Below are 23,209 nucleotides of genomic sequence, written 5' to 3'. Positions count from 1 at the left end.
CTAAAGACAACACCACAGGGGGGCGTCATTTCTGACCTCCCCACTAAGGAACCAAAACCATACAGTGCAAATATTGCTTTTTGATTGGCTATTAATGACAAGATACAAATTATTAAGCGCCTTATTAATTATGTTTCATCTTTGTTTTTCATGAGCCGCTGCTTCATAACCTAATGCCTCCAGTAATTGCTCAAATGCTTGAATCTGTTGACTCTTTGCCCATTTCCATGCTTTACCCAAAAAAGTGGGGTGAGCAGGCAAACAATCAACACAGCGATTTAACTCAGCAGCCACCAGTGCACGAGTAAAGGGGCGATCATTAATGTGTTTGAACTGATCCGGTAACCGCTGAAAATCGCTTAATAAGTGATCCATCCGTAAAAAGGCATGGTATGGACTCAGGGCAGAGGCTTTGGTTCGCTGATGATGTTCCTTGGGATTGATTTTGGCTAATAGCTGCTTGGCTTGTTGGCAAGCTGTTAAGGCATCTACTTGGAGAGTGGCCACTTGTTTGGGGTTCACCACTTGCGCTTCAAAATAAGCGAGTTTGTCCAATAAAGCATTCAGTGATTGGTCAACGAACTGCCTTTCTAAATTTAGTCCGACTAAAAAGTCTTTGCAGTAACAGTGCATATCCACTTCTGTTTGCGTATCCAGCGACTGCCCTAACCGTGCTTGCTGACAGGTAGGATGTAAGGTTTTCATCAGTGACAAGCCAGACACATGAAAACCAATCGCTTGTGCTAATCGATTATTGAGGGTGACATAATAATCATGGATCAAAGCCTGTTTTATGATGACATCACTTTTATGGCGAATGGTATTGATGAGCCGAGTCAGTGATCGATTGATGGGCTGTGAGCGATAATCATAATTGACCTTTGTTGGCTGCTCCTGTTTTGTTTGGGGTATATAGGAAATTGGCTTGATCGTTCGCGGCTGAATATGACCTAATCGATCAATGGCTAAATAATGAGACAATTGTCCCTGGGTATTTTTAATAGCCTTCCCAAGTATTGTAAATAACAATAATCTTGTCGTGTTATTTTGGAATTTAATGAGTTGATTAAGGACACGTGCTAATGCAATGGGGTCATTCGGTAAGCTTTTACAAATTAGCGTATTGGATTCTCTTTGTAAAAAATAACGTGATAACGCTGGCTTTTGTGTACTTAATGGGAATACTGCTGCTTCTTCTTTGCTACGAATTTGCTGATAAATCTTAAATACATAATTAATTTCATCGGCTATTTGATAAATAGCTGTATGAGGAATGGAGGGTGCCTCTCTCAGTTGTGACGGTTTAACGGCGCCTAACGATACCGTCCCCGTGGTTTTTTCAAGAGAGGCTTTTTCTTGGTCAATCTGTCGGATTAAATGCGAAAAAAGCGGCGCTTGGTGCTGGGTTGATGACGACAAGCGTGCTGTTTGCGTGGCAATCGGGCAGGCGGTATTCACTTCCTCCGTCATAGCGGAGGAAACGCGTGCGGGTTTTACTACATCATTAATGGACATCGTTTTTTTCCTGACACCCATTAACCCCATCAGTTAACTGGCACGCGGAAGGCAATAACCCATCAACCACAGGAAGTTGGCATTGATAAAAGTACATACAAGGTAAACGTCGGAATGAATTAATAGGTTAAATGTGAATGAGCACTAATATATCAATATTGCCACAGGTATGCATTATTTTTATAAAAATATCTCTAATTATTATATAAACACTCTATTAAAATATTCATATTAAACAATCGTTTTTTATTAAAAAGCACTTTAGTAATGGTGAGTAACAATAAATAATTTTTTTAGGGGAATATTTTTAGTGGTATTTTTGGTTGGCGGGCTTTAAGTGACAAAAACAGTTAAACAAAATAGGAAGGAGGATTAATGGTAAAAGCCATCAGTAAAAAGCTCAGCGAACCCAAACCAGGGCGAGGTCGCTGAGTAACAAGTTTTATGTTTATTGCTCACGTTGACCAATCGGTTTAATTTCATTGGAAAGACTGAGGATGGTGATGCCTGCATGGTAAGCATCGTCAGCATCAATTTCAGCTCCTTGAATCCAGCTTTTAAGACAATCGATGGTACGAAGTAGGTCAGTTTTGCGGCCAGCCAGTGTGGCGGCATCATTAGCGTACATTTGATCCAGTGTCATGGTGCTCGTCTACCTTATTCTAGCCAATGCCTTTAGGATGAGGCGGCCACCTCATCCTAATTGACTTTAATGATAGATAATTTCCTCTGTAATCTCTTCTGGAGGTGGTGGAGGCAGGCTGCACTCATCAATATAGTTCGGACTGCTATAAAGATAGCCTTCTACTTTTTCAAATCCCCAGCCTTGCCTACCATTGGCCAAGGCTGTCCAATCAGTGGTATAAAAGTGATCTGTGTTATAGGGGTTCCAGTAGCGATATAAAGGCTTACTCTCTGGTTTTTGTTCAGTCAGTACATACCCAACGATGCCTTCCAGGCGATAAAAGTTTTTATCAACTCCAAGTTCATTCCAGTTTGTAGTGTAAAAATGGTCTCCAGCAACTAAATTCCAATACCGATAAAGTGGGGTTGTTCCATTTTTTGGTTGATTAAATAAATACCCTTCGATACCTTCATAAACCCAGCCATCTTTACCATTTCCTAATTCATTTTTATCGGCGGTATAAAAATGATCACCAATGGCTAAATTCCAGTACCGATGCAGTGGCACTAATTCAGCTTCAACACTGCTGCTTGCATTCACTGCCATACTGCTGAGTAATGCTAGCAATACAACCCATATTTTAGAGAAAACTGAAAACCGCTGAACTAAGTACTGCATAGAGACTCCTTAACGGGAATTTGATCACAATTTGAACGGCGACCATCCTATTAAAACGCGTTGACTAAATCCACAAAAAATATCGAATAAAATGTTACTGTCTGTAAATGAGTTGATAACTATATGACTTTAATAATTATTTTTATCATTCAAAAAAATTAATTAATCATTCAAATTAAAATATAGAGTAAAAAAGAGGTGTTTAGGAATTAATACCTTAGTCATTGGTAAATGCTAAGTGCTGATCAATATAATATATAAATTAACGTGAATTTTGCTTGAAAAACGATCAATGTAATTACTGAAAAGAAATTTAATGAACCTTTGGAAGTATGCTAGTTTCCCCACTACTCTTGTTGGAAGGCCAACTTAATGGTTATGTTGTTTTACACAGTGAACACATCTAATAAGAAGCTCTAGAATGAGTGTAATTGAACTATTTTGCCATGTAGATGATTTTTGCATTGAATTCATGCCCACTTGGGATAATATATTGAAAGACAAAGGCATACGGCAAAAGCCCTGGTTTTTTAAATTATCGATCAGTGAAAAAGTAATTTTTTTATTCACACTCATCAATCTCAATGCAGGAATTTTAAAGAGTATTATACCGGATTTATTTAAAAAATATTTTCGCGGTTATTTTCCAAACTTGCTCAGTTATTCTAGTTTTGTAGGGCAAAAAATGATATGCATTGTTGCCAAAGTATTTTGGTAAACCTCGCTATTTACAACCATGTTCAGCAACATAGAGAACCGCATTGAGTACTTGCTAGTTCGATAGTTTTACATTGCCTCGCTGGAGAGGCAGTAAGTGTTCGATCATTTTAAATTGTTGTTGTAATTTTCATGTGCCTATTTTAACAACATTAGTGTTAACAGGGCCAGCTTAAATAGAAATATTGCCTTATGTACTTATAAAAATGATGAAAATAATAGTGGTAGTCAACTTAAATAGCTTTCCTATAATGACTTTACTATTAATGACATCATTGAAGGAATACAGCTATTTTTAGAGTTTAAAATCGGAAAGCAATAGCAGTAACTATATCTATTGCGAAGGATTAATTTATTAATAATCTAGGACTAGCCCTTAATAAACCCAAATCGATAAAAAACTGGTTAATTTTTGTATAAAAGTTAACCGGTTTGCTCTTTGAAAATCAATTACTTGGGGTTTGCTATACAACAGAGCATCCTGCATTAGTTTGGACACAGTGCTTCTTTCTTTTAAGTTGGTTAAAAATACAGCCAGCCTGTCATTCACATCCTGGTAACTATCATAGCTGGCATTAGAAAAGACGACAGGGGAAGTGGTTGGGGGGGGGAGATAGGTTATCAACCCTTTCAGCGTGTACTTCTCCGTTATAAAATACTTGAGGGATCGACAGACACATTGCGACCTAACATTATACCAATCGTGGTAAATAATCTGTAAAATACCTGGTCACAGTATTTCACTTAATTTGACTAGGAATTTAATAATGGCAAGGATTGCTTCTATTCCAGATGAATTGTATGACTACGACTTTGATGCCTTACTGAACAGAGAACCACATCCAAGAACACGGCTTCGCTTATTAGCGATGGCTCATTTACAAGCAGGTTGGTCTCAAACTGAAATAGCACGAGCATTAAGGAAATCAAACAATACCATTCAGGACTGGCTCAACCGTTTTAGACGAGATGGCCTTGAAGGACTTTATGAACAACCCGGTAGAGGAAAAAAACCGTTTCTTTGTCCTTCACAATATAATGAATTTAAAGCAGCGGTTATTACCTTACAAAACCATCGTCAAGGCGGTAGAGTTCAGGGTAAAGACATACAACAGTTGCTGCTGGAACAATTTAATATAGACTACAGCTTAAGTAGTATTTATGAAGTATTGCATAAAGCAGGACTTTCTTGGATTACATCAAGATCTAAACATCCTAATCATAGCCCAGATAAACAGCAAGCATTTAAAAAAACTTTGAAAAAGAGGCCTTAAAAGTACTTCCCTCATGCGTTTCTCCAGATAAAGTTGATATTTGGTTTCAAGATGAAGCCAGAGTGGGTCAGCAAAATACCTGTACGCGTATTTGGGCAGAGAAAGGTACGCGTCCACGAGTGGTAAAGCAACAACAGTTTGAGTCAGCTTATCTCTTTGGCGCTGTTTGTCCTGCTAAAGATAGAGGAGTGGCTCTTGTATTACCTATTGCTAACACAGAAGCAATGAGGTTGCACTTAACAGAAATTTCAAAAGCCATTTCTAAGGGAAGACACGGACTGGTTATCGTTGATCAAGCGGCATGGCATACGACTCATCGCCTAGAAATACCTGCGAATATCACGCTATTAAATTTACCACCCGTTTCCCCAGAGCTTAACCCGGTAGAGCGGATATGGGAAAAACTGAGAGAAGATTCACTGGCAAATCGTTGTTTTAAAAATTTCAATGATATTGTTGAGTCTTGTTGTGAGGCATGGAATGTATTTGTGAATAAGAAAAATAACATTAAAAGCTTGTGCTCCAGATGTTGGGCTGTTTTAACAAGCTAATAAACAGGATTGGTATTAGTTCCTTCTATATTGAGGTAACCCAGCGAAAACCGAAGATAGTAATACACTGCTTGTAGAATAACACCCTTGGGAAAGTGACAACCTTTAAAGCATTTATCTGTAGGAATAGTGACTACAAATTAACCGCTAGAGTTAACAGGACTATCATCAGTAGTAAAAGTTTGCGACGGAGCCTTTTTAATGACTACTTGAAAACTATTTATTCTCATAATTTATTTTGAGCAATCATTACTTGTGAATTAGTATCACTTTAGATAGTTGTAGATGTGTTCTAGTTAATTAAAAAGAACAGTAATCTCCTTATAATAGCTAAAGTCATCTTCTTGATATACCTGTATTCCATTAATGCTTATCAAAATTTTTATAGGAATATTCATAAATACAAGTGGTTGATTTTAGTTAAAGATACTCGTGAAGGATAAAATATCTTTATAGTTTATAGCCGAGATTACCATTTAATTTCTATAATTGAGTGGGTTATCATTATTTAAAGTGTCTTTATCTAATATACCTTGTCGCAATTTATAAAAGTTTGCTATCTCAACGTAAGAAGGTAAAAGATGTATAATTATCAGCGGAATATTTTTACATCAAATAGTAGTTTAGCATCGTACACTACCATGTTTTTTCGGAAATATTTTAGTGGTTTAACTTTACCCTTAGCCTGCAGTGTAGTGTGCTTAGGATCATTCAATAGTTTTGCTGATGAATGCGCCATTTCGAGTCAATGTCAGGTAGAGCGTGATACTCCAAATTCTGAACTAATAAAAGGAAAGATGCCCCTAACTAATTTTGATACAGTAATGGAGTACATTAATAATAACAATATCACCAGTGTTAAAGGATTTCTCAGCGCCTTACCTGAAAGAATGCACAATAACTATGTTATTATGAGCAAGTCCAGAGGTGGCGTTAAAGATGAAACCAGTTTAGAAAACCCTGGATTAATTATGTATGGATCTGATGCACGATTTCTGGTGCATGCCATTTCTGATAAAACTAAATCTAATTCTCCTGATTCACACTATGAAATGGTAGATCTTGCCAGTTTAGGTGAAGATGGTACCTGGGTTTTTCGGTCAATTGATTTTACTAAGGCTAATAAATCTGGGAATGTGAATGATGTTAAGTTAAGTGACTCTGATCAAACTTGTCAAAAGTGTCATGCTGATATCAATGGTAAAAATCTAAGACCTATTTGGGGGCAGTACCGACAATGGCCAGGGGCATTTTCGGATGATGGTACTTTTATAAAATACTTTAAAGAAGTTATAACAGGCGACCCTACACTAGATGCTCTAATTGCCTCAACCGTTATTAGTAATGAAATTGTTACTCAAACACAAGCTAATACATTAAGAAAGATAAAAAATAAACAACATAATAATGATAGATTTCATACAATAAAAACCAGTGAGTATGGGTTTGATCAAGTAGGTAGAACATTACATTTGCCTGATCATGCATATGGGTATTCACTAGTGCAGTTTAACTTTGAAATTGCCAGTGCGCAGGCTGAGAGTGTTTATAAAAGAGTAAAAAAATCTGAAAATTATGCAGACTTAAGGGAAGAGTATTTAGCTTTAAGCTATTGTGATGGTCGTGCTCAACAACTTGATAATGATATAAAACAAAAAATTACACAACTAGTGAAAAATAAAGGAGGAAGTACCAGCGGCTATAATGGAGATGCTCATTGGTCGGATATTGTCCGATTATGGGGATTAGACCCAGAACATGAGTTAGCTATACACCTTAAAAAGAGAGATATTGAAAAAGCAAAAGATCATAATGGTGGTAAACTATCTTATAGTAACCTAAATTGGAATACTAGTGTTAGTGCGTTAAGAGAAGTTGTGGACTTGTTGATTATTAGGGAGCTGGCAGAGCAAAAAGATAATGGACTCTATGCTATTTTAGCTAATGGTAGGATACCAAATGAATTACTTGGTTACACGACGACAGAATATGGAAACAGCGCATATGCAAATTTAGCTACATTCTTTGAGCGTAGTTATAAAGTTCATTTTGAGCTACTCGGTGAAGAGAGAAGAGAGTCGAGAAAAAAATATTACGACACTAATCTACTTCGTATTCACCAGAGTATGGAGAATATAAAAACAGAATTTTGCAACTTATTAAGTAAAAATATTCGCTAAAAGAAACTCTGCTGTAGACTTTTACCACTGATGATAGTCATTCGAGTTAACTCTATGGTTGTCTTGTAGTTAATATGCATCTGCTATCAATAATTTTTGACTATATAATAATTGCAACTTGACGTTCAACATAACAATAAAAACGCTCTTGTGATAAAAGAGCGATACGTTAAAACGCAGATACTAACTGAGTTAGCAGCAAATACAGAACTGACAGAAAAGGAAATTACGGCAGTTCTTGATGAGCTGACTGGTTGAATGAAAGGACACATTAAGAAGCGTACCTGGATTATTGAGAGTAGTAACTAAGACAAAACCAGCTACCAAAGCCAAGCCTGCGCCAATACAGGTGATAGTTCAGTCACTAAAATGACTAAAGAACTTTGCGCTGACTTAATAAAACAACCATTATTTAAGACCTCGTTGAACGGAGTCTTAAATAATGTAGCTGGGGATTTATCGTTGTATTATAAAGTCAGGGTAAATAAGAGATTAGGCAAACAAGATGAAATAGAATTTTTGCCATTTGTTGTTAATGATGCTCCGGTTCATTTTATGTTCAGTAAGAAGACAACTCCGCAAACTGACCTGACTTTAATTAATCAAAGACTAAAAAAGCTAAAAAAAACACCTGAATATGAGGAGCTTTTTGGTGAGATGAACATTCCTTTTGATACCGACTAGAGTGCTATTTCTCATAGTAACCTTCTAGTAGTTGATCATAGTATTTGTCATAGGTACCATCTTCTTTCATGGATTTTAAACTGTTCTGGTCAAACTAAACCGGACACTTTTCTCTGAGACTGTTCAAAGTTAACCGGAGACATATTTTCATTAGCCGTATGCAAACGTTCCAGATTATAATATTTCATATATGCAGTAGCATCAACATTACCTAATAAACCCTCTTTATAACTTCTAGCCCATTTGTGATAGATAAAAACAACTTTGTATCCTTTGCGTTTAAATGCTTCTGAAATGATATGATGTACAAAACCACCATGTTTAAAGTCTTTTGATGACCAAGGTGGGTATTCACCGGTTGCTACTTTCAAAACCTTTCCTAATTATCATCATACCTAAGCTATATTTAGTAGCTTACCTGGTAGTGGAGGTGTTCTCAGTGCTACAAATGCTAGCCTAGGAATAAATTCTACTAAGCTAAATCTTCGATTAAATCGATACTGAAATTCAGCAAGATAACGTTGTGCATATTTAGCGCGAATAGCATGATAAGTACTACGTAAAGCACTTTTTAAGTTTCCAAGGATGGTGTTAACCCAATAAAATTCAGGTTCCTCTACTGATGCACGACCACCACCGCATACAATTTTATCATGAAGACAACCTGCTTCTATGACACCATTAAAACAGGCCAGTCCATCGGAGATTACGGTACTGCCCTTGGCCAAATTCTGCCTACTCCAAGCCGTTATCTCTTCTTTATTAAACCCTTTTAAAATGCTCAGTTTAATTCGTGTCGGTTGACCTTGTTTTGTTGTTTCTACGGCTGCTACAAAAGGTATTTTCCCATCTGCTCCCCTACCTCTTTTGCAACCTGTACGCTCACCACCAAGATAGGCATCATCAATTTCAATAAAACCCGACAATTGCTTGGTGCCTTCTCTTTCTTGCATCACTTTCATGAGCTTATGTTTCATTCTCCAGGCAGCTTGATAGGAAATACCTAAATGGCGATGTAATTCTATGGCTGATATACCTTTTTTGTCTTGGGAGATCAAATACATCCCTTGGAACCAAGTCTTTAATGGTAATTTGGTTGATTCAAAGATAGTACCTGCAGTTACAGATGTTTGCTGGTGACATTTATAGCACTGCTGAAGCTTTCTAGTAGTGAGTTGACAGCATTTGTCGTATCCACAATTGGGGCACTGAAAACCTTCTGGCCATCGCAATTTGTATAAGGTATTAAAGCATTGTTCTTCTGTACCATATTGTTTGAGAAACTCGTTTAAACTCAGGCCTTTTTGAAATTGAACTTTGTTGATAGCCATTATTTATACCTTCTCAATTAAGTTTCCATGCTGTTCAAATATACAGCAGTTAATGGCTTAGGTATAGTGATAATTAGGAAACCTTTTCTTCAGATGCAGACAAGGTACATATCAATAAAAAAATTAGAGCAATGATTTGCCGCATTAGAAAATACTTGCACAAGCCTTTACATATAAAGGATGTTTAGCAATATCCCAAAGTATCGTTTGAAAATTAGCGCTATTAACAACATGCAAAGATATCTACTATTACCAGGCTCTAGCCCCAGTTCATCACATACAGCGACTTGTCGTTGCTATATTTGCTTATAGGTTCACTTTGTCCTATTACTACTAGGAAAGTAGAAAGAAATTACCAAAGTAACCAATGGTAAAGCTCCAATCTTCACTAACTCAAATACACCCTGCAAAGCTGCATTTTCTGGATAGCACGCATAACCAACAAATACGCCAACACAAATTACAGCTAGCCAGCAAAGAACTTGCTTACCAAACTGTAGTCGTTCCCCCTCGTCAATTGTTACACCATCTCCAAACCTATCTCTAATATCAAACACGCTGATCGACTAACAGGGCTAAGGTCAATATTATTATTTTGATTATTCTCAGAGGCAGCCATTATACCCCCACAACTTTACCAATGGCTTTAAGGTCATCTTTTCCAGCGTTTTCAATGCTTCCCAAGCAACGTCCCTTGCTTTTTTCTTCCTGAGCAATAGAAAGCAAAGCAAAAGCTCTGCGCATTATTTCAGCCTTAGATATACAGTTAGCCTTAGCGATGGCGTCTAGCTCGCTGTTTACTTCGTTTGATAGGTCAAGTGTTACTCGTGGCATGGTCTTGCACTCCTACTCATAAAGGACAGCCCACCAATGCCAGGCATGGAACATCAGCCGACACCCAAAGCAGAAAAATAGTAGAACAAGCAGTCGCATTCTTGAAGGCTGGTCACAAGATACAAGCTGTTTCACCAGGAGCAACTGGGCTACCGAGTATCAAGGACGTTAACCGGTCGTATCAGATGAGCATTAGAGGGTTTTTATCTTAGGTGGTGGGGATACTCTCTACCCCATCACGCTAATACACCTGTAAAAGAGGACTAAACTTTTGTAGAGACCCTGAACTGAAATAGAATTGATATCACTATGGGTAAACTGTTTCGACAAATAGCAAGATGTACACTCTTAGTTTCTGTCATGTGGCATGTATTAGTACCCCCTACATTATTAGCCCAAGAAGTAGAAATTTATACCTACGACATTCTCCCACCATATGCTTACCGAAATGATGCAGGAGAGTTAACGGGCATTTATATTGAGATCACAAAGACTGCTATTTCAAGAATGGAGGGATACAGTTTTAAATTTCGGGTCGTTCCTTGGAGTCGAGCCAAGTTTGCTGTCAAGCAAGGAAAGGCATTTGCCATACTTCCTCCTTATTTTCATGCTCATGACTGGCTTACAGATACTGAACCAAAACGACCGTATATTTGGCCTTATTCTCAGCCACTTTATACTCAGCATGACGTAGTGATTTGTCATGAGCGTATCTTAAGTAAAAAAAGAGCTAAATGGCCTGATGATTTTCAAGGTTTAGGATTTGTCATGTTCAGAGGTGATGGTCGAGCGGGAGAGCAGTTTGCTAGGCAAGTTAAAGAAGGTAAAATCAAGTTAACATTGGTAAACTCTGTTAAAGATACAGCTAGAGTTATGCTGCTTGAACGAACTGACTGCACGGTTACTTCTAGAATCCCATTTGCTTGGCATTTAGTTAATACTATAGAGCAAGCCAGTTATCAACAACAAAAATACAAAAAAAATAGCTTGAAACTGAAAGAGGTACTCTTCATTTCTAAAAATACCGGACATTTGGGATACACTGATATTGATGATGAAAAGAACTTCCCATATAAAAAAGATTTTGCAATAAAATTTGATATTGAACTATATAAAATGAAACAAAGTGGGGAGTTAGATGATATTGCTACTCGCTTCATTGATACTGAGTATGTCAAGCAACTAACGGAGCATAGCCAAGGAAGCAACATTAAGGACTCGGATTAAGCGTCTAGGTAGAATAACAATTGGTTTTCTACGTCAGATAAAATGCATGATATTGTTATAGGATTTTTTATTAATCGCTATGAAATTGGGAGAAAAATTTGAAAAAATACAGATTTGAGCCGCTACCTACAGAACTATGGAATACTACGGTTGCTGATGGCTTATACAGTTATGGTCAGTATGGCTTTTAAAAATTTTCTCAGAAGAATGTTACATATTCTGGTGTTACTCAAACGGGAGGACAGGTTGTCAGTCATATTCCAGAGCCAATGTTGCTGGTTGGTTTGAGGTTGCTTAATTGTTTGCTATTACAATGTCGTAAAAGTAAATAATACACTCTGTGTTATGCATCAAGCTAAGTAAAGGATGTTTAGCTTGATGCGTAAGTACTTAGTTACTCTCTGTTACTCTCTAAAAGATTACTCTTCTTAAAATACAGACCGCGTATATTGCCAGCTATTATTTTGGTAGCAGGCCATTGCTGGAAATGCATCCTGGCTGTCTTCTAGTCTAATCACATAATTACGACAGACTAATCCCATTTGGCTGGTATAGGTACTACCTGCAACAAACCCAACATGTCCTAGCTTAGGGTGGGATATACGACGGTATTCCCCTTCAGCAAAACCGCTGAAACCGGTTTGTATCCACCGTTCATCTTGTTCATCTACAGTTGTTAGTTGGAATTCACTATTAAAACTCCATAGTGTCCACTTGACTATATGGGATCGGTCAATATCCCAAATTGATGGTTGGGCTTGAGAAGCAGCACGGGCTTCACCATTAAAGTTGATCAAGCTTTGCCCAAATGTAATGAATATGGCAAGTAAAAGGGTAGTGTACTTTTTCATAGGGCTATTATAAGTATAAGTGAAATACTACTTCTAAAGTACTCTTCATGAATGATTTTGTCAGCCACTAACAATTTATAAGCACCTGGAGCTTCAGTACTTAATGGTCTCGCTTAAAAATCACACGTTTTGAGTATAATAAAGAATAGTTGATTTTATCAAAATTGTTTCAATAATGACTGGCAAAATAGAATAGCTGAAGATTCGTGATGAATAAAGTGGGGTAATGAATGCGAGTGAATGTGTTTTGTGCGTCAAGGTCTGGATTAGACCCTAGTTTGCCATCTATGGTACAGCAGTTAGCGTTAGAGTTAATAAAAAAGAAAATAGGTGTTGTCTATGGGGGAGCGAATGATGGCTTAATGGGCATGTTGGCAGATCAACTATTGGCATTATCGGGTGAAGTAATAGGAGTCATGCCAAAGCTATTAGTTGAGCGGGAAAGAGAGCATACAGAGCTGACCAAGTTGTTTGAAGTGGATAGCCTGGCTGCCAGAAAAGAAAAAATGGCCAGTTTGGCAGACTGTTTTTTAGTGTTACCAGGTGGCTTAGGTACACTAGATGAGTTGTTTGAAGTACTGACTTGGGCACAAGTGGGTTTACACAATAAACCCATTGCTATTCTTAATCATCAGGGTTATTACAGCCCATTAATAACCTTTTTAGAACAAGGGGTAGCCAGCCAGTTGATTTCTGAAAAAGACTTTAACCGGTTGCTTATTGCAAATACACCTGTTGCTATAGTAGAAAAGTTAATAGAAAGCCTGGCATTTGATTAGAAGTCCTGTGAGGTGTTTTTTTGCAACATCAACTTAGCCATTGGTTGGCTGTGATAAAGCAGCAAGCAGCAGTCAGTCGCCACCGTGCTACCATCATTATTGCGGGTGAACAAGCCTGGACTCAACAACAAGCCCAACAGTTAGTTGCTTTGTTGGGACCATTAGAGAAGGGCTATTGGATAACAAATGATAACATACTGCCTCATGGTATTAATGTAATACCACCACAACAAGTCAAGGCTTTGTTAGGTCAAGAAAGTCAACTTTTGATTTATGATGCATTTACGGGCTTTAATCCTGATCATTTTGCAGCAATATCTGGTACTTTGATTGGTGGGGGGTTGCTATTATTATTGACACCACCTTTAACAGCTTGGGCTGAATTTAATGACCCAGAATATCATCAGCTGACAGTATTGCCATATACTGCAGAGAAAGTGCAAGGCTATTTTTTACAGTGGCTGATATTCACCCTTAATCAGTCTCGTCCCTTATTTATTCAATGGCAACAGGGTCAACCATTACCATCAATATCGACGAAAGTGGCTGCTGAGCAATCAGTAGTCAGTTTAAGTAACCCTATTAATTCAGGTAGTTGTGCTACCCAAGATCAAACGGAGGCTGTAGCGGCAATATTAAAAGTTGTCACAGGGCATAGCAAACGCCCTCTAGTGATTACCGCTGACAGAGGACGTGGCAAGTCGTCAGCATTGGGAATTGCTGCAGGTCAGCTATTGCAGCAAGGTAAGCGCATTTTAATTGTAGCGCCTGACTTTGAGGCTGTGCATACCGTATTTCATCACGCCGCTGTTCAGCTTGATATCAACTGGCAGATACAACCGAGACTGGTCTATAAAAAAGGTTGGCTGGATTATGTGACGCCGGATGAATTAAGTCATGAAATGACAGCGGCTGATGTATTATTTATTGATGAAGCTGCAGCGATTCCGACTGATTTATTATGCTGTTGGACACAGCACTACAAGCGTATTGTATTTGCGACAACCGTTCATGGTTATGAAGGGACTGGACGGGGGTTTACCGTTCGTTTTCAGCCACTGTTAAGCAAAGTTAGACCGCAGTGGCGACTCAAACATTTAACTCAGCCAATTCGTTGGCAACCGCATGATCCATTGGAGCACTTCTGTTTTGAAGCATTATTGCTAAATGCAGAGCCTGTTGCTGACTCACAATTAGTGGATATTGATATCAACTCAATGGAGTTTAAGTCGGTAACTGCTAAAGAATTAGTGCAACAGCCACCTTTGTTAAAAAGCTTATTTGGTTTGCTGGTAACTGCTCATTATCGAACTACGCCTGGTGATTTAAGACACTTATTGGATGGGTCTAATTTACAGATTTGGTTAGGCCTTTATTATGGAGAAGTGGTTGCAGCAAGCTTGCTGGCATTTGAAGGGGGACTGGATCAGGATTTAGCCCATGAAATTTATTTAGGCAAACGTAGACCCAAGGGGCATTTATTACCGCAAACTTTAGCTGCCCACAGCGGTTACGAACAAGCAGTCGGGTTGCGTTGTGCCAGAATTATTCGTATAGCCGTTCACCCTGCCATTCAAGGTAAGGGCATTGGTCGACAGCTAGTGTCTTATATTCACCAAGCCTTAGCAGAGAAGCAAGACTACCTGGCGGTTGCTTATGGGGCTACCCTACAGTTGTTGGATTTTTGGCAGTCACTTGGCTTTTTACCTTTACGGTTGGGGCTTACCCGAGAGCCAAGTAGCGGCTGTTACGCACTCATCATGGCAAAACCAGTGTCGCCAGCTGCAATAAACCTATTGACGGAGATAACAGCTCGATTTAATCAGCAATTCATTTGGTTATTAGCAGAACTATGGCCAGATCTGAATTATCAAATTGTCACTCACATTTTAAGATACCATGGAAATAATAACGTGGTGATATCAAGCCAGGATCAACAAGATGTCTATGCATTTGGTTTTGGTAACCGGCTATATGAAACTTGTATTATACCGTTAAGACACTGGTTACAGTGGCTTATTCTGCAAAAAGAAGGGCAGTGGTTGTTACTCTCAAGTACAGAACAGCAACTCTGGATTAACAAAGTATTGCAGCAACATAGTTGGGAGCGCTTGCAAAAGTCATTTGGTTTGTCGAAAAAGCCCTTGCTCAAACAAATGCGACAGACAGTACAACAATTAATGTGTAGTAAATAAAGTTGTTTACTCTGGCCATGAAATCAGCTAGTCATTTTTGTATGACTTGGCTGTGTAAGGAATGTATGTAGGTTGATGGCCAGTAATGAAAGTGGAGAAAATCACCAAACTGGGTTAACTTGTAGTTAGCAAATAATTTTATATGGGGTGGAGCACTCAATGCCCATCAATGGCGTAGGCAGCTTGTCTCATTTCCCAGTAGTGCAATTACCCACAGTTAATCGTACTTCTGAGCGAGTTGATGGCAACAGCCGGGCAAATAATGAGTTAAAGCAAAATGAGCTTGTTCCCACTACAATCCCCACCTCTAATCATACTGTTGTTGATGTGGTGGCAACCCAGGTGGTGCCTAGTAGCCGTGCAGTACCAGAAATACAACCGCAACCTGGTAACACTACTAATCAGCAAACGACGAGAGACCAGTCAGTCATACCTCAGGGAAGTGCAGGCCAGTTGATAGCCAGTGAACCTGAAAATATTGTCATTACTGAACAACAGCAACAATTACTCCAACGATTTCAACAAGCATCGTTACCTGTGGATAATACCTCCAGATTAATTGATGAAAGAGTTTAAAATAACTTCTCTCAAAACTTATCGCTAATTAACTTAAGAAACTTTATCGGCATAATTAGTTAACAAAAGCAGTAATAACATTCTATTCTTCACTAGTAAGAAAGGTTTTGGTCTCTTTAGATTATTTTAGTTTTAACAAAGGCTCTGTTATGTTTGGATCTAATAAATATAAGCAGCAGTGTTTTAATTTGGAGCAAGAAAATCAGCGTTTACGTGATAAGGTTGCTGAGCTGGAAAAAAGCGTTCATGAAGCAGAGCATGGTAAGGACGATCTGTTGCGAGAAGCAAAAGGTGGTGCAGAAAACCTGAAGCAGTTGATCAACACCTTTTTTTATGGTGAGCAAATGATTCAAAGTATTAGGGAAGCATTGGCTAGTGCTGCACACCAATTACAAGGTGAAAAAAGTAATTTAATGGAGGCTGATAATCTGTTTGTTAATACCGGTAATTTGCTTGACGCATTAAGAACGCGTGTCAGTGGCATTAGTGATGTAGCGACTGATAGCGCAGATAGTGTCCAAAACTTAGAAAAAGTGGCCTCACAAATTACCCAGTTTGTGGGGGTGATTCGTGATATATCTGAGCAAACCAACTTATTAGCACTTAATGCCGCGATTGAAGCTGCACGCGCAGGGGAAACTGGTAGAGGATTTGCTGTGGTGGCTGATGAAGTGCGAAATTTGGCACAAAAAGCAGGGGAAGCCAGCGATGAAATTTCTACTTTGGTTGACACAGTAGTACAAGGTACCCAAGTGAGCACGGCGCAAATTCAAAAAATGGTGGAAGCGACAACTGCGGTTAACCAAGAAACAGAGGATATTGGTAATACTGTTAATGAAGTATTGAATATGTCTCGGCAGATGCAAGGCATTATTGAAGAGTCAGCGAATACCAGTTTTATTCAAACGGTTAAGCTTGACCATGTTGCATGGAAAGTGTCTATCTATCGCCACTTAATTCATCAATTGCCTGTTCAGGAAGGGGCTATTGTTAATCATGAAAAATGTCGCCTAGGGGAATGGTATTACCATGGTGATGGTAAAAACTACCAAAATTTAATGGCCTATCGACATTTAGAAGAGCCCCATAAACTGGTCCATACGAGTGGAGTCCAGGCAATTGAAGCGCAGTTGGCAGGCAATCATGAGGAAGTATTAAAACACCTGGAAACGATGGAATCTGCCAGTGTTAAGGTGGTGGATTGCTTAAGTGACCTGGAATCTGCTATTAGCTCATCTGATCATAACCATGGGTTACATCACTAACTCCTTCTAGGGCCTTAGCTCCAATTATAAAACCCCTTTGTGTTAAGTCGTAATAAACCTGAAATGTGTGGCACCGGATTGCCGCACGGCATTAGCATAATAATCACTAAGCTTTTGTAATTATTGTATTTTTTATTTGGCATAGGCATTGCTCTGGAATAGCTGAATGGCAATGACTGGCGCAGAGCTAACAGGTGGTAATTTCGCAAATGGCTATTGGTTTTGATCAAGCATTAGGGGTTCACCCGCAAGCATTATTGTTACGAGGAAAGCGTGCCGAGCTATTGGCTGATAATTTAGCTAATAGTGATACGCCGGGTTTTAAAGCACGTGATATTGATTTTAAGCAAGTACTGAGTCAGGTAAATGAGCAACAAACTGGCAAGAAATTGCCGTTACAGCAAACCCATCAGGACCACTTGACAGGCTTACGCCAGCAAGGAGATGCTGATCTGCTGTATCGGGTTCCTATTCAGCCAGCCATCGATGGTAATACTGTTGATACCCAACAGGAATACTCTATTTATGCACGGAATGCCATGGACTATCAAAGTACGTTCGAGTTTGTTAATAGTTCGTTTAAAGGCTTAACCAAAGCGATTAAGGGGCAATAGCAATGGCTTTAGTCAATGTATTTAATATTGCAGGGTCGGGGATGTCGGCACAATCTGTGCGAATTAATACAGTGGCAAGCAATATTGCTAATGCGGAAACGGTAAGCAGCAGTATTGATCAAACCTATCGGGCTCGATATCCAGTCTTTACTGCGATTAGTCCGCAGCAGCAAAATGTATCTTTTAATCAGTTACTGCATGAGCAACAGCCTCAAACTGAAAAGGGAGTGATGGTAAAAGCCATTGTTGAAAGCAAAGCACCCTTACAAAGACGGTATGAGCCTGAGCATCCAATGGCAAATGATGAAGGTTATGTATTTTATCCAAATATTAATGTGGTTGAGCAAATGACTGATATGATTTCAGCATCGCGCTCATTCCAAACCAATGTGGAAATTATGAATACCGCAAAAACGATGTTGCAGAAAGTGCTTACACTAGGGCAGTAAGCGTAATTATAGGTAAATTCTAGAATATAGTATTTGTGCTAATTGAAGGCTCGATGAGGTGTTCCAATGAGTACGCCAATAACGAATAACGGCAACGTTAGTTCCAATAATGCAGTTATTGAAAAATATCAGCTGCAACAACCGAAAAGCAGTAACGCTAATACTGAGTTGGGTAAGAATCAATTTTTAGAATTGATGATTACCCAAATGAAGCATCAAGATCCATTGAATCCCCAAAAAAATGAAGAGTTTGTTGCGCAGCTAGCTCAGTTTAGTTCGGTGGAGGGGTTGGAAAACCTTAATCAAACTGTTGAGTCAATGGCAAATGCCTTTAATTCCAGCCAAGCATTACAAGCTTCAGCTTTAGTGGGGCGAAAAGTATTGGTTGCTACTTCAAGTACAGAGCTGGAAGCTGGAGGTAAAGTAGCCGGGTTGGTTGAGGTCCCCCAACCGGTTAATAACTTATTTGTTGATATATACAACAGTAGTGGTCAACAGGTAAGGCAAGTGAATTTAGGCAGACAACCTGCTGGTGAGATAGATATTACCTGGGATGGTAAAGATAACAGTAACCAATCACTCCCTGCAGGAAAGTATGGTTTTAATGCTTATACCATGGTGGAAGGTAAACAAGTGCCATTGAATACACTCTTAGGTGCCAATGTGAATAGTGTGACCTTAGGTGGTTTAAATAATGTGTTATTAAATGTCGAAGGTGTATCAGGGCAAGTGAAACTGAGTGAAGTAAAACGTATTCAATAGCAGTAGGCAAGTAATTAAAGAAAGCACTATTACAGATACTCAATAATATACCCAATTATCTAGTCTAGAAAAGTTGTACGGCAATAGTAGTACATAATTAGGGAAGTACCTCATTTGAGGTAATACCTGTAGCAGTAAGTAATGCTGAGAGGATAGTAGTATGGGATTTAATACTGGCTTAAGCGGTTTAAAGGCAGCCACCATTGATCTGGATGCTATAGGCAATAATATAGCCAATGGCAGTACCATTGGTTTTAAAAACTCAAGAGCAGAATTCCACGACTTATTTGCACGATCATTTGGTGGCAGTGCCAGTAAAGCGGGTAATGGGGTGATTGTCCAAACAGTTGCACAGCAGTTTAACCAAGGTAATCTTAAACCGACAGAGCGTAATTTAGATTTATCAATTAATGGTACTGGTTTTTTTATTACTCGGGCGACAGATGGTGTCAATTATACTCGCCAGGGCATTTTTGGTGTAAATCGAGATGGACAAATAGTCACGAATACGGGAGATTTTTTGCAAGGCTTTATTGCTGATGCAACAGGGGCGATTGTTCCAGGCGTATTATCTGATTTGCAAGTCGGTGAGCAGTTTCAAGACCCACGGTTAACCAGTAATGTTGATATCAGTTTTAATGTTGACTCCAGAGAAACAGTATTAGCTACCCGAGGTACCACCTCTGAGGCCAATGGCGTGATTATAGCCAATGCTCAGGCGGGTATTAATAATGGCTATACAGCAGGTAGTTTTCTGTTACAAGATGTTTCCCAAACACCGGTAGTAACCTTAGCCACTCTGGCAGTGCCCAGCGTCGCGAATTTATCAGCCGGTGCAATAGCCGCTGAGATTGCTCAGCTGGGTGACAATAATGGGGTGATCAGTGCCAGTGCCAATACCCGAGCAAAAGTTGATGTTACTGCATTACCGCTGGGTGGTGCTGCTGCCGCGGGCTCTTCCATAAGTATCAATGGCCAAGCAGTGAGCTTGCCTACGGTCAATAATGTCAATGAGTTGGCGACAGCTATTTCTAATTTAACCGGAATAAGTGCAGCTATTGATGCTGCTGCGCCCAATGAAATCCGAATTTTTAATAATACTGGGGATGATTTAAGGGTTGCCATTAATAATACAGGTGTTGGTGGTGGTATTCCTGTGCAAGGGGCTACTACCACTAGTTTTACTAACGCTGGGGCTGCTGTGAATGTCACGGATGGTAATACAGTAACGGTTGGTGGTGAATTATCATTTCAGTTAGAAGAAGATATTCAAGTAGCCGCCCCTGTATTACCCGCTACAATTTCAAATGTTTTTAATTTACCGCTGACTTATACGCCTTTTGTTGAAAATGATTTTAATCCTATTGATCAGGCTACTTATAATCATGCAACTCAAGTACAAATATTCGATAGCTTAGGAAATTCCCATAATCTAACGTTATATTTTGTTAAAGAACCTGAAATGACATCTACCCCTAATGCCAGTGACTGGAGCATGTATGTGTTGATTGATGGGGAGGATGTCGGTGATCCCATTGTGCCAGGCGGTACAGCAACACGCTCAAGGTTTTCTGTGCAGTTTGATCGGGAAGGCAATTTAGTGAATACCAACCCCATTGTCATTACTAACTGGGTACCGGTTGATGGTAATGGTGATCCGATTAATGCTTTACAACCGGTTAATATTTCTGCTGGTGGTGATGTTTTGCCATTACCAGAACCGCCTACTAGCTCTAATTTCGTTATTGATATTGCAAGTTCCACACAGTTTGGCAGTCCATTTGCTGTGGATAGTTTAACGCAAAATGGCTTTGGCGTAGGCCGTCTAACTGATCTGGATGTCAGTCAGGAAGGCATTTTATTTGCCCGTTATACTAATGGTCAAAATTCCATTTTAGGGCAGTTGGCCATGGCGAATTTTGTTAACCCACAAGGGCTAACCCCCATAGGAAAAACCGCCTGGATAGAGTCAATAGACTCGGGAGAACCGGTAGTTGGTGCGCCAGGGACTGGTGTGTTAGGGTCAGTTGAGTCTGGCTCGTTAGAAGAAGCCAATGTTGATGTAGCAGAGGAATTGGTTAATTTAATTATTGCACAGCGTAATTACCAAGCTAATGCCAAAACCATTCAAACTGAAGATACGATTACACAAACAATAATCAACTTAAGATAACTATACACTTCGCTGTAAGTATATGTCGCTTTATTTTTACATCTAAAAATGAATCGTGATGAGTATATATCTTTTGCTGTGATTATTTAACTGTTTAATTTGTATTTAAATGTAAGTTGTGAAAGGAATAAATTCTTACTTTTTAAGTATAATAATATTAAAAACCAGTTTTGTTAAAACTGGTTTTTTTTTTGCAGGACTTCTTGAGGCATCTTCCCATTTTTTTGGTTAACAATCGGTATCGTTTCTCATGGATAAAGCATTATATATAGCGATGACTGGGGCCGTACAAAATATGCAGGCTCAAGCTATTCGAGCCAATAATTTGGCAAATGTGAATACCACTGGGTTTAAAGCAGATTTTGAACAGGCTCGTTCCATGCCGGTATTTGGTGATTTCTATCCCAGCCGCGCCTATGCCTTAACGGAAAATCCTGCTACTAACTATAACCCGGGTTGGCTCCAGGAGACAGGTAATGACTTTGATGTGGCGATTAAAGGGGATGGCTGGATTGCGGTAATTGGCCCTGATGGTACTGAGCGTTATACCCGTATAGGTAACTTATCAATAGGCCCCAACGGGCAGCTTTATACCGGCAATAATTTGCAGGTATTAGGCGAAGGTGCCCCTATTGTGATACCTGAATTCGATAAAATTGAAATTGGCCTTGATGGTACTATCAGTATTCGCCCCCGTGGCCAAGGGCCGCAAGAGTTAGCACAAATTGACCGAATTAAATTGGTCAATCCACCATTGGAGCAGTTGGAAAAAGACGAAAATGGATTATTTAAATTAAAAGAAGAAGGTGCAGGTCCAGTATTGCCTGATGCCAACGTCAGAATGGTATCAGGTTTTTTAGAAGGAAGTAATGTGAGTGCTGTAGAAGAAATGATTCACATGCTTTCCTTAGCTCGCCAGTATGAAGTCCATGTGAAAATGATGAGCCGTGCTGATGAAAATGCAGAGGCAATGGCGCGTATATTGCAAATTGGTTAGTTAATACAGTCTAGTAAAAAGATGCTAAATCAAATAGTGACTAGAGGATGAAAAAAACTACTTAGAAAAGGAGCATTTTTATGCATCCCTCTCTCTGGATCAGTAAAACCGGCATGCATGCCCAGGATAAACAACTTTCTGTTGTAGCCAATAATTTAGCAAACGTGGCAACAGTTGGTTTTAAAAGGGATAGAGCAGAATTTGAAGATTTGTTTTATCAAATTCAACGACAACCGGGCGCTCAGTCTTCTCAGGATAATCAAATTCCCTCTGGATTACAGATTGGTACTGGGGTAAGAGTAGTTAGTACACAAAAAGTGTTTTCCACCACTGGATTTCAAACCACCGAACAACCACTCGATGCTGCCATAAACGGACGAGGTTTTTTTCAAATTTTATTACCTGATGGCACGATTGCTTATACGCGAAATGGGCAATTTCATTTAAATTCTGACGGTGATGTAGTGAATGGCAATGGTTTGCCATTAGAGCCAGGCATTACCGTGCCGAGGGATACCATTAATTTTACCATTGGCGAAGATGGTACCGTTACGGTTCAAACACCCGGTAATGCCCAGCCACAACAATTAGGGCAAATTACCTTAGTTGATTTTGTTAACCCGGGTGGCTTACAGGCAGTGGGCAGTAATTTATTTTTAGCGACTGGCGCCAGCGGTGATCCTGTTGAAGGTACTCCTGGCCAGGATGGTTTAGGTTTTCTTAAGCAGTATACATTGGAAAGTTCTAATGTCAGTGTCGTGGAAGAAATGGTCAATATGATTACCACCCAGCGGGCATATGAAATGAACTCAAAAGTAATTGCTACTGCAGATCAAATGCTACAGTTTGTGAACCAAAATGTTTAATGAGTAAGTAAACGATAGAGTATTTATATCAATAAAGTAGTGTATATACTTATCACGATTCATTTT

At 39.2% G+C, this 23,209-nt stretch carries 24 protein-coding genes and 3 pseudogenes; 20 read left to right on the top strand and 7 right to left on the bottom strand.

The annotated features are described in order from the left end of the window. Window positions 1-135 precede the first annotated feature (135 nt). From G4Y78_RS16710 to G4Y78_RS16700, 3 genes are all read right to left on the bottom strand, one after another. On the bottom strand, window positions 136-1,515 hold the full coding sequence (locus tag G4Y78_RS16710; protein ID WP_163834105.1) for a hypothetical protein: 1,380 nt from the start codon (window positions 1,513-1,515) through the stop codon (window positions 136-138). A 448-nt stretch (window positions 1,516-1,963) separates the two neighbouring features. Beyond that, entirely contained in the window at window positions 1,964-2,158 is a 195-nt protein-coding gene (locus tag G4Y78_RS16705) for a hypothetical protein (RefSeq protein ID WP_163834104.1), read from the bottom strand. A 66-nt stretch (window positions 2,159-2,224) separates the two neighbouring features. Next, the gene (locus G4Y78_RS16700; RefSeq protein WP_163834103.1) at window positions 2,225-2,818 is read right to left on the bottom strand and encodes a hypothetical protein; all 594 of its coding nucleotides are present in this window, start codon (window positions 2,816-2,818) and stop codon (window positions 2,225-2,227) included. 421 nt (window positions 2,819-3,239) lie between these two features. Here G4Y78_RS16700 and G4Y78_RS16695 point away from each other — a divergent pair, with 421 nt between their 5' ends. From G4Y78_RS16695 to G4Y78_RS16675, 5 genes and pseudogenes are all read left to right on the top strand, one after another. Then, window positions 3,240-3,536 (top strand): hypothetical protein, encoded by a 297-nt coding sequence (locus G4Y78_RS16695; protein WP_163834102.1) that lies wholly within the window; start codon window positions 3,240-3,242, stop codon window positions 3,534-3,536. Window positions 3,537-4,302: 766 nt separating this feature from the next. Further along, complete coding sequence (locus G4Y78_RS31400) at window positions 4,303-4,809, top strand: IS630 family transposase (RefSeq protein ID WP_163831121.1); 507 nt, start codon at window positions 4,303-4,305, stop codon at window positions 4,807-4,809. A gap of 23 nt (window positions 4,810-4,832) precedes the next feature. Further along, a pseudogene (locus G4Y78_RS31395) lies at window positions 4,833-5,360 on the top strand (IS630 family transposase); the annotation flags it as partial. Between the two features lie 581 nt (window positions 5,361-5,941). Beyond that, the gene (locus tag G4Y78_RS16680; RefSeq protein ID WP_163834101.1) at window positions 5,942-7,540 is read left to right on the top strand and encodes a hypothetical protein; all 1,599 of its coding nucleotides are present in this window, start codon (window positions 5,942-5,944) and stop codon (window positions 7,538-7,540) included. A gap of 369 nt (window positions 7,541-7,909) precedes the next feature. Further along, window positions 7,910-8,224 (top strand): hypothetical protein, encoded by a 315-nt coding sequence (locus tag G4Y78_RS16675; RefSeq protein WP_163834100.1) that lies wholly within the window; start codon window positions 7,910-7,912, stop codon window positions 8,222-8,224. A gap of 89 nt (window positions 8,225-8,313) precedes the next feature. Here the strand turns inward: G4Y78_RS16675 and G4Y78_RS16670 are convergent, their stop codons facing one another. Both G4Y78_RS16670 and G4Y78_RS16665 read right to left on the bottom strand, forming a co-directional pair. Then, window positions 8,314-8,595: a hypothetical protein gene (locus G4Y78_RS16670; protein ID WP_163834099.1), complete on the bottom strand. Its 282-nt coding sequence runs from the start codon at window positions 8,593-8,595 to the stop codon at window positions 8,314-8,316. Window positions 8,596-8,619: 24 nt separating this feature from the next. Continuing rightward, on the bottom strand, window positions 8,620-9,555 hold the full coding sequence (locus G4Y78_RS16665; RefSeq protein WP_163830705.1) for an IS1595 family transposase: 936 nt from the start codon (window positions 9,553-9,555) through the stop codon (window positions 8,620-8,622). A gap of 367 nt (window positions 9,556-9,922) precedes the next feature. On the opposite strand from G4Y78_RS16665, the gene G4Y78_RS16660 reads away from it, so the two are divergent. After that, a complete protein-coding gene (locus G4Y78_RS16660) occupies window positions 9,923-10,102 on the top strand; it encodes a hypothetical protein (protein ID WP_163834098.1) in 180 nt (59 codons plus the stop codon). A gap of 71 nt (window positions 10,103-10,173) precedes the next feature. Here the strand turns inward: G4Y78_RS16660 and G4Y78_RS16655 are convergent, their stop codons facing one another. Continuing rightward, window positions 10,174-10,389 (bottom strand): hypothetical protein, encoded by a 216-nt coding sequence (locus G4Y78_RS16655; protein ID WP_163834097.1) that lies wholly within the window; start codon window positions 10,387-10,389, stop codon window positions 10,174-10,176. On the opposite strand from G4Y78_RS16655, the gene G4Y78_RS16650 reads away from it, so the two are divergent. The 3 genes and pseudogenes from G4Y78_RS16650 to G4Y78_RS31890 form a co-directional block, all read left to right on the top strand. Continuing rightward, on the top strand, window positions 10,383-10,601 hold the full coding sequence (locus G4Y78_RS16650; RefSeq protein WP_163834096.1) for a hypothetical protein: 219 nt from the start codon (window positions 10,383-10,385) through the stop codon (window positions 10,599-10,601). The two genes, G4Y78_RS16655 and G4Y78_RS16650, sit on opposite strands and share 7 nt — an antisense overlap. 97 nt (window positions 10,602-10,698) lie before the next feature. Then, window positions 10,699-11,616, top strand: a complete 918-nt coding sequence (locus tag G4Y78_RS16645) for a substrate-binding periplasmic protein (RefSeq protein ID WP_456242944.1) — start codon at window positions 10,699-10,701, stop codon at window positions 11,614-11,616. After that, window positions 11,588-11,718 (top strand): annotated as a pseudogene (locus G4Y78_RS31890) (IS1 family transposase); the annotation flags it as partial. The gene G4Y78_RS16645 and the pseudogene G4Y78_RS31890, both read left to right, overlap by 29 nt. Before the next feature lie 326 nt (window positions 11,719-12,044). Here G4Y78_RS31890 and G4Y78_RS16640 read toward each other — a convergent pair. Next, entirely contained in the window at window positions 12,045-12,467 is a 423-nt protein-coding gene (locus G4Y78_RS16640; protein ID WP_163834094.1) for a hypothetical protein, read from the bottom strand. Between the two features lie 230 nt (window positions 12,468-12,697). On the opposite strand from G4Y78_RS16640, the gene G4Y78_RS16635 reads away from it, so the two are divergent. From G4Y78_RS16635 to flgG, 11 genes and pseudogenes are all read left to right on the top strand, one after another. Then, the gene (locus G4Y78_RS16635; protein WP_163834093.1) at window positions 12,698-13,246 is read left to right on the top strand and encodes an LOG family protein; all 549 of its coding nucleotides are present in this window, start codon (window positions 12,698-12,700) and stop codon (window positions 13,244-13,246) included. A 20-nt stretch (window positions 13,247-13,266) separates the two neighbouring features. Then, window positions 13,267-15,441 (top strand): tRNA(Met) cytidine acetyltransferase TmcA, encoded by a 2,175-nt coding sequence (locus tag G4Y78_RS16630; RefSeq protein WP_163834092.1) that lies wholly within the window; start codon window positions 13,267-13,269, stop codon window positions 15,439-15,441. Between the two features lie 159 nt (window positions 15,442-15,600). Further along, the gene (locus tag G4Y78_RS16625; RefSeq protein WP_163834091.1) at window positions 15,601-16,017 is read left to right on the top strand and encodes a hypothetical protein; all 417 of its coding nucleotides are present in this window, start codon (window positions 15,601-15,603) and stop codon (window positions 16,015-16,017) included. Window positions 16,018-16,568: 551 nt separating this feature from the next. Continuing rightward, window positions 16,569-16,898, top strand: a pseudogene (locus G4Y78_RS31740) (methyl-accepting chemotaxis protein); the annotation flags it as partial. Further along, window positions 16,878-17,282: a CZB domain-containing protein gene (locus G4Y78_RS31735; protein WP_230425766.1), complete on the top strand. Its 405-nt coding sequence runs from the start codon at window positions 16,878-16,880 to the stop codon at window positions 17,280-17,282. The pseudogene G4Y78_RS31740 and the gene G4Y78_RS31735, both read left to right, overlap by 21 nt. A 209-nt stretch (window positions 17,283-17,491) precedes the next feature. Beyond that, window positions 17,492-17,896, top strand: a complete 405-nt coding sequence (gene flgB, locus G4Y78_RS16615) for a flagellar basal body rod protein FlgB (protein WP_163834089.1) — start codon at window positions 17,492-17,494, stop codon at window positions 17,894-17,896. 2 nt (window positions 17,897-17,898) lie between these two features. Then, a complete protein-coding gene (flgC, locus tag G4Y78_RS16610) occupies window positions 17,899-18,345 on the top strand; it encodes a flagellar basal body rod protein FlgC (RefSeq protein ID WP_163834088.1) in 447 nt (148 codons plus the stop codon). A gap of 66 nt (window positions 18,346-18,411) precedes the next feature. Beyond that, window positions 18,412-19,107, top strand: coding sequence for a flagellar hook assembly protein FlgD (locus tag G4Y78_RS16605; RefSeq protein ID WP_163834087.1), 696 nt, complete (start codon window positions 18,412-18,414; stop codon window positions 19,105-19,107). A gap of 160 nt (window positions 19,108-19,267) precedes the next feature. Continuing rightward, on the top strand, window positions 19,268-21,280 hold the full coding sequence (locus G4Y78_RS16600) for a flagellar hook protein FlgE (protein WP_163834086.1): 2,013 nt from the start codon (window positions 19,268-19,270) through the stop codon (window positions 21,278-21,280). A 250-nt stretch (window positions 21,281-21,530) separates the two neighbouring features. Next, window positions 21,531-22,277 (top strand): flagellar basal-body rod protein FlgF, encoded by a 747-nt coding sequence (gene flgF, locus G4Y78_RS16595; protein WP_163834085.1) that lies wholly within the window; start codon window positions 21,531-21,533, stop codon window positions 22,275-22,277. Between the two features lie 80 nt (window positions 22,278-22,357). Next, entirely contained in the window at window positions 22,358-23,143 is a 786-nt protein-coding gene (gene flgG / locus G4Y78_RS16590) for a flagellar basal-body rod protein FlgG (RefSeq protein WP_163834084.1), read from the top strand. The last annotated feature ends 66 nt before the right edge of the window (window positions 23,144-23,209 follow it).

The sequence above is a fragment of the Spartinivicinus ruber genome (genome assembly GCF_011009015.1).
Taxonomy (GTDB): domain Bacteria; phylum Pseudomonadota; class Gammaproteobacteria; order Pseudomonadales; family Zooshikellaceae; genus Spartinivicinus; species Spartinivicinus ruber.
Note: the sequence above shows the minus strand (reverse complement) of the source record. Positions and strands in the feature narration are given on the sequence as shown.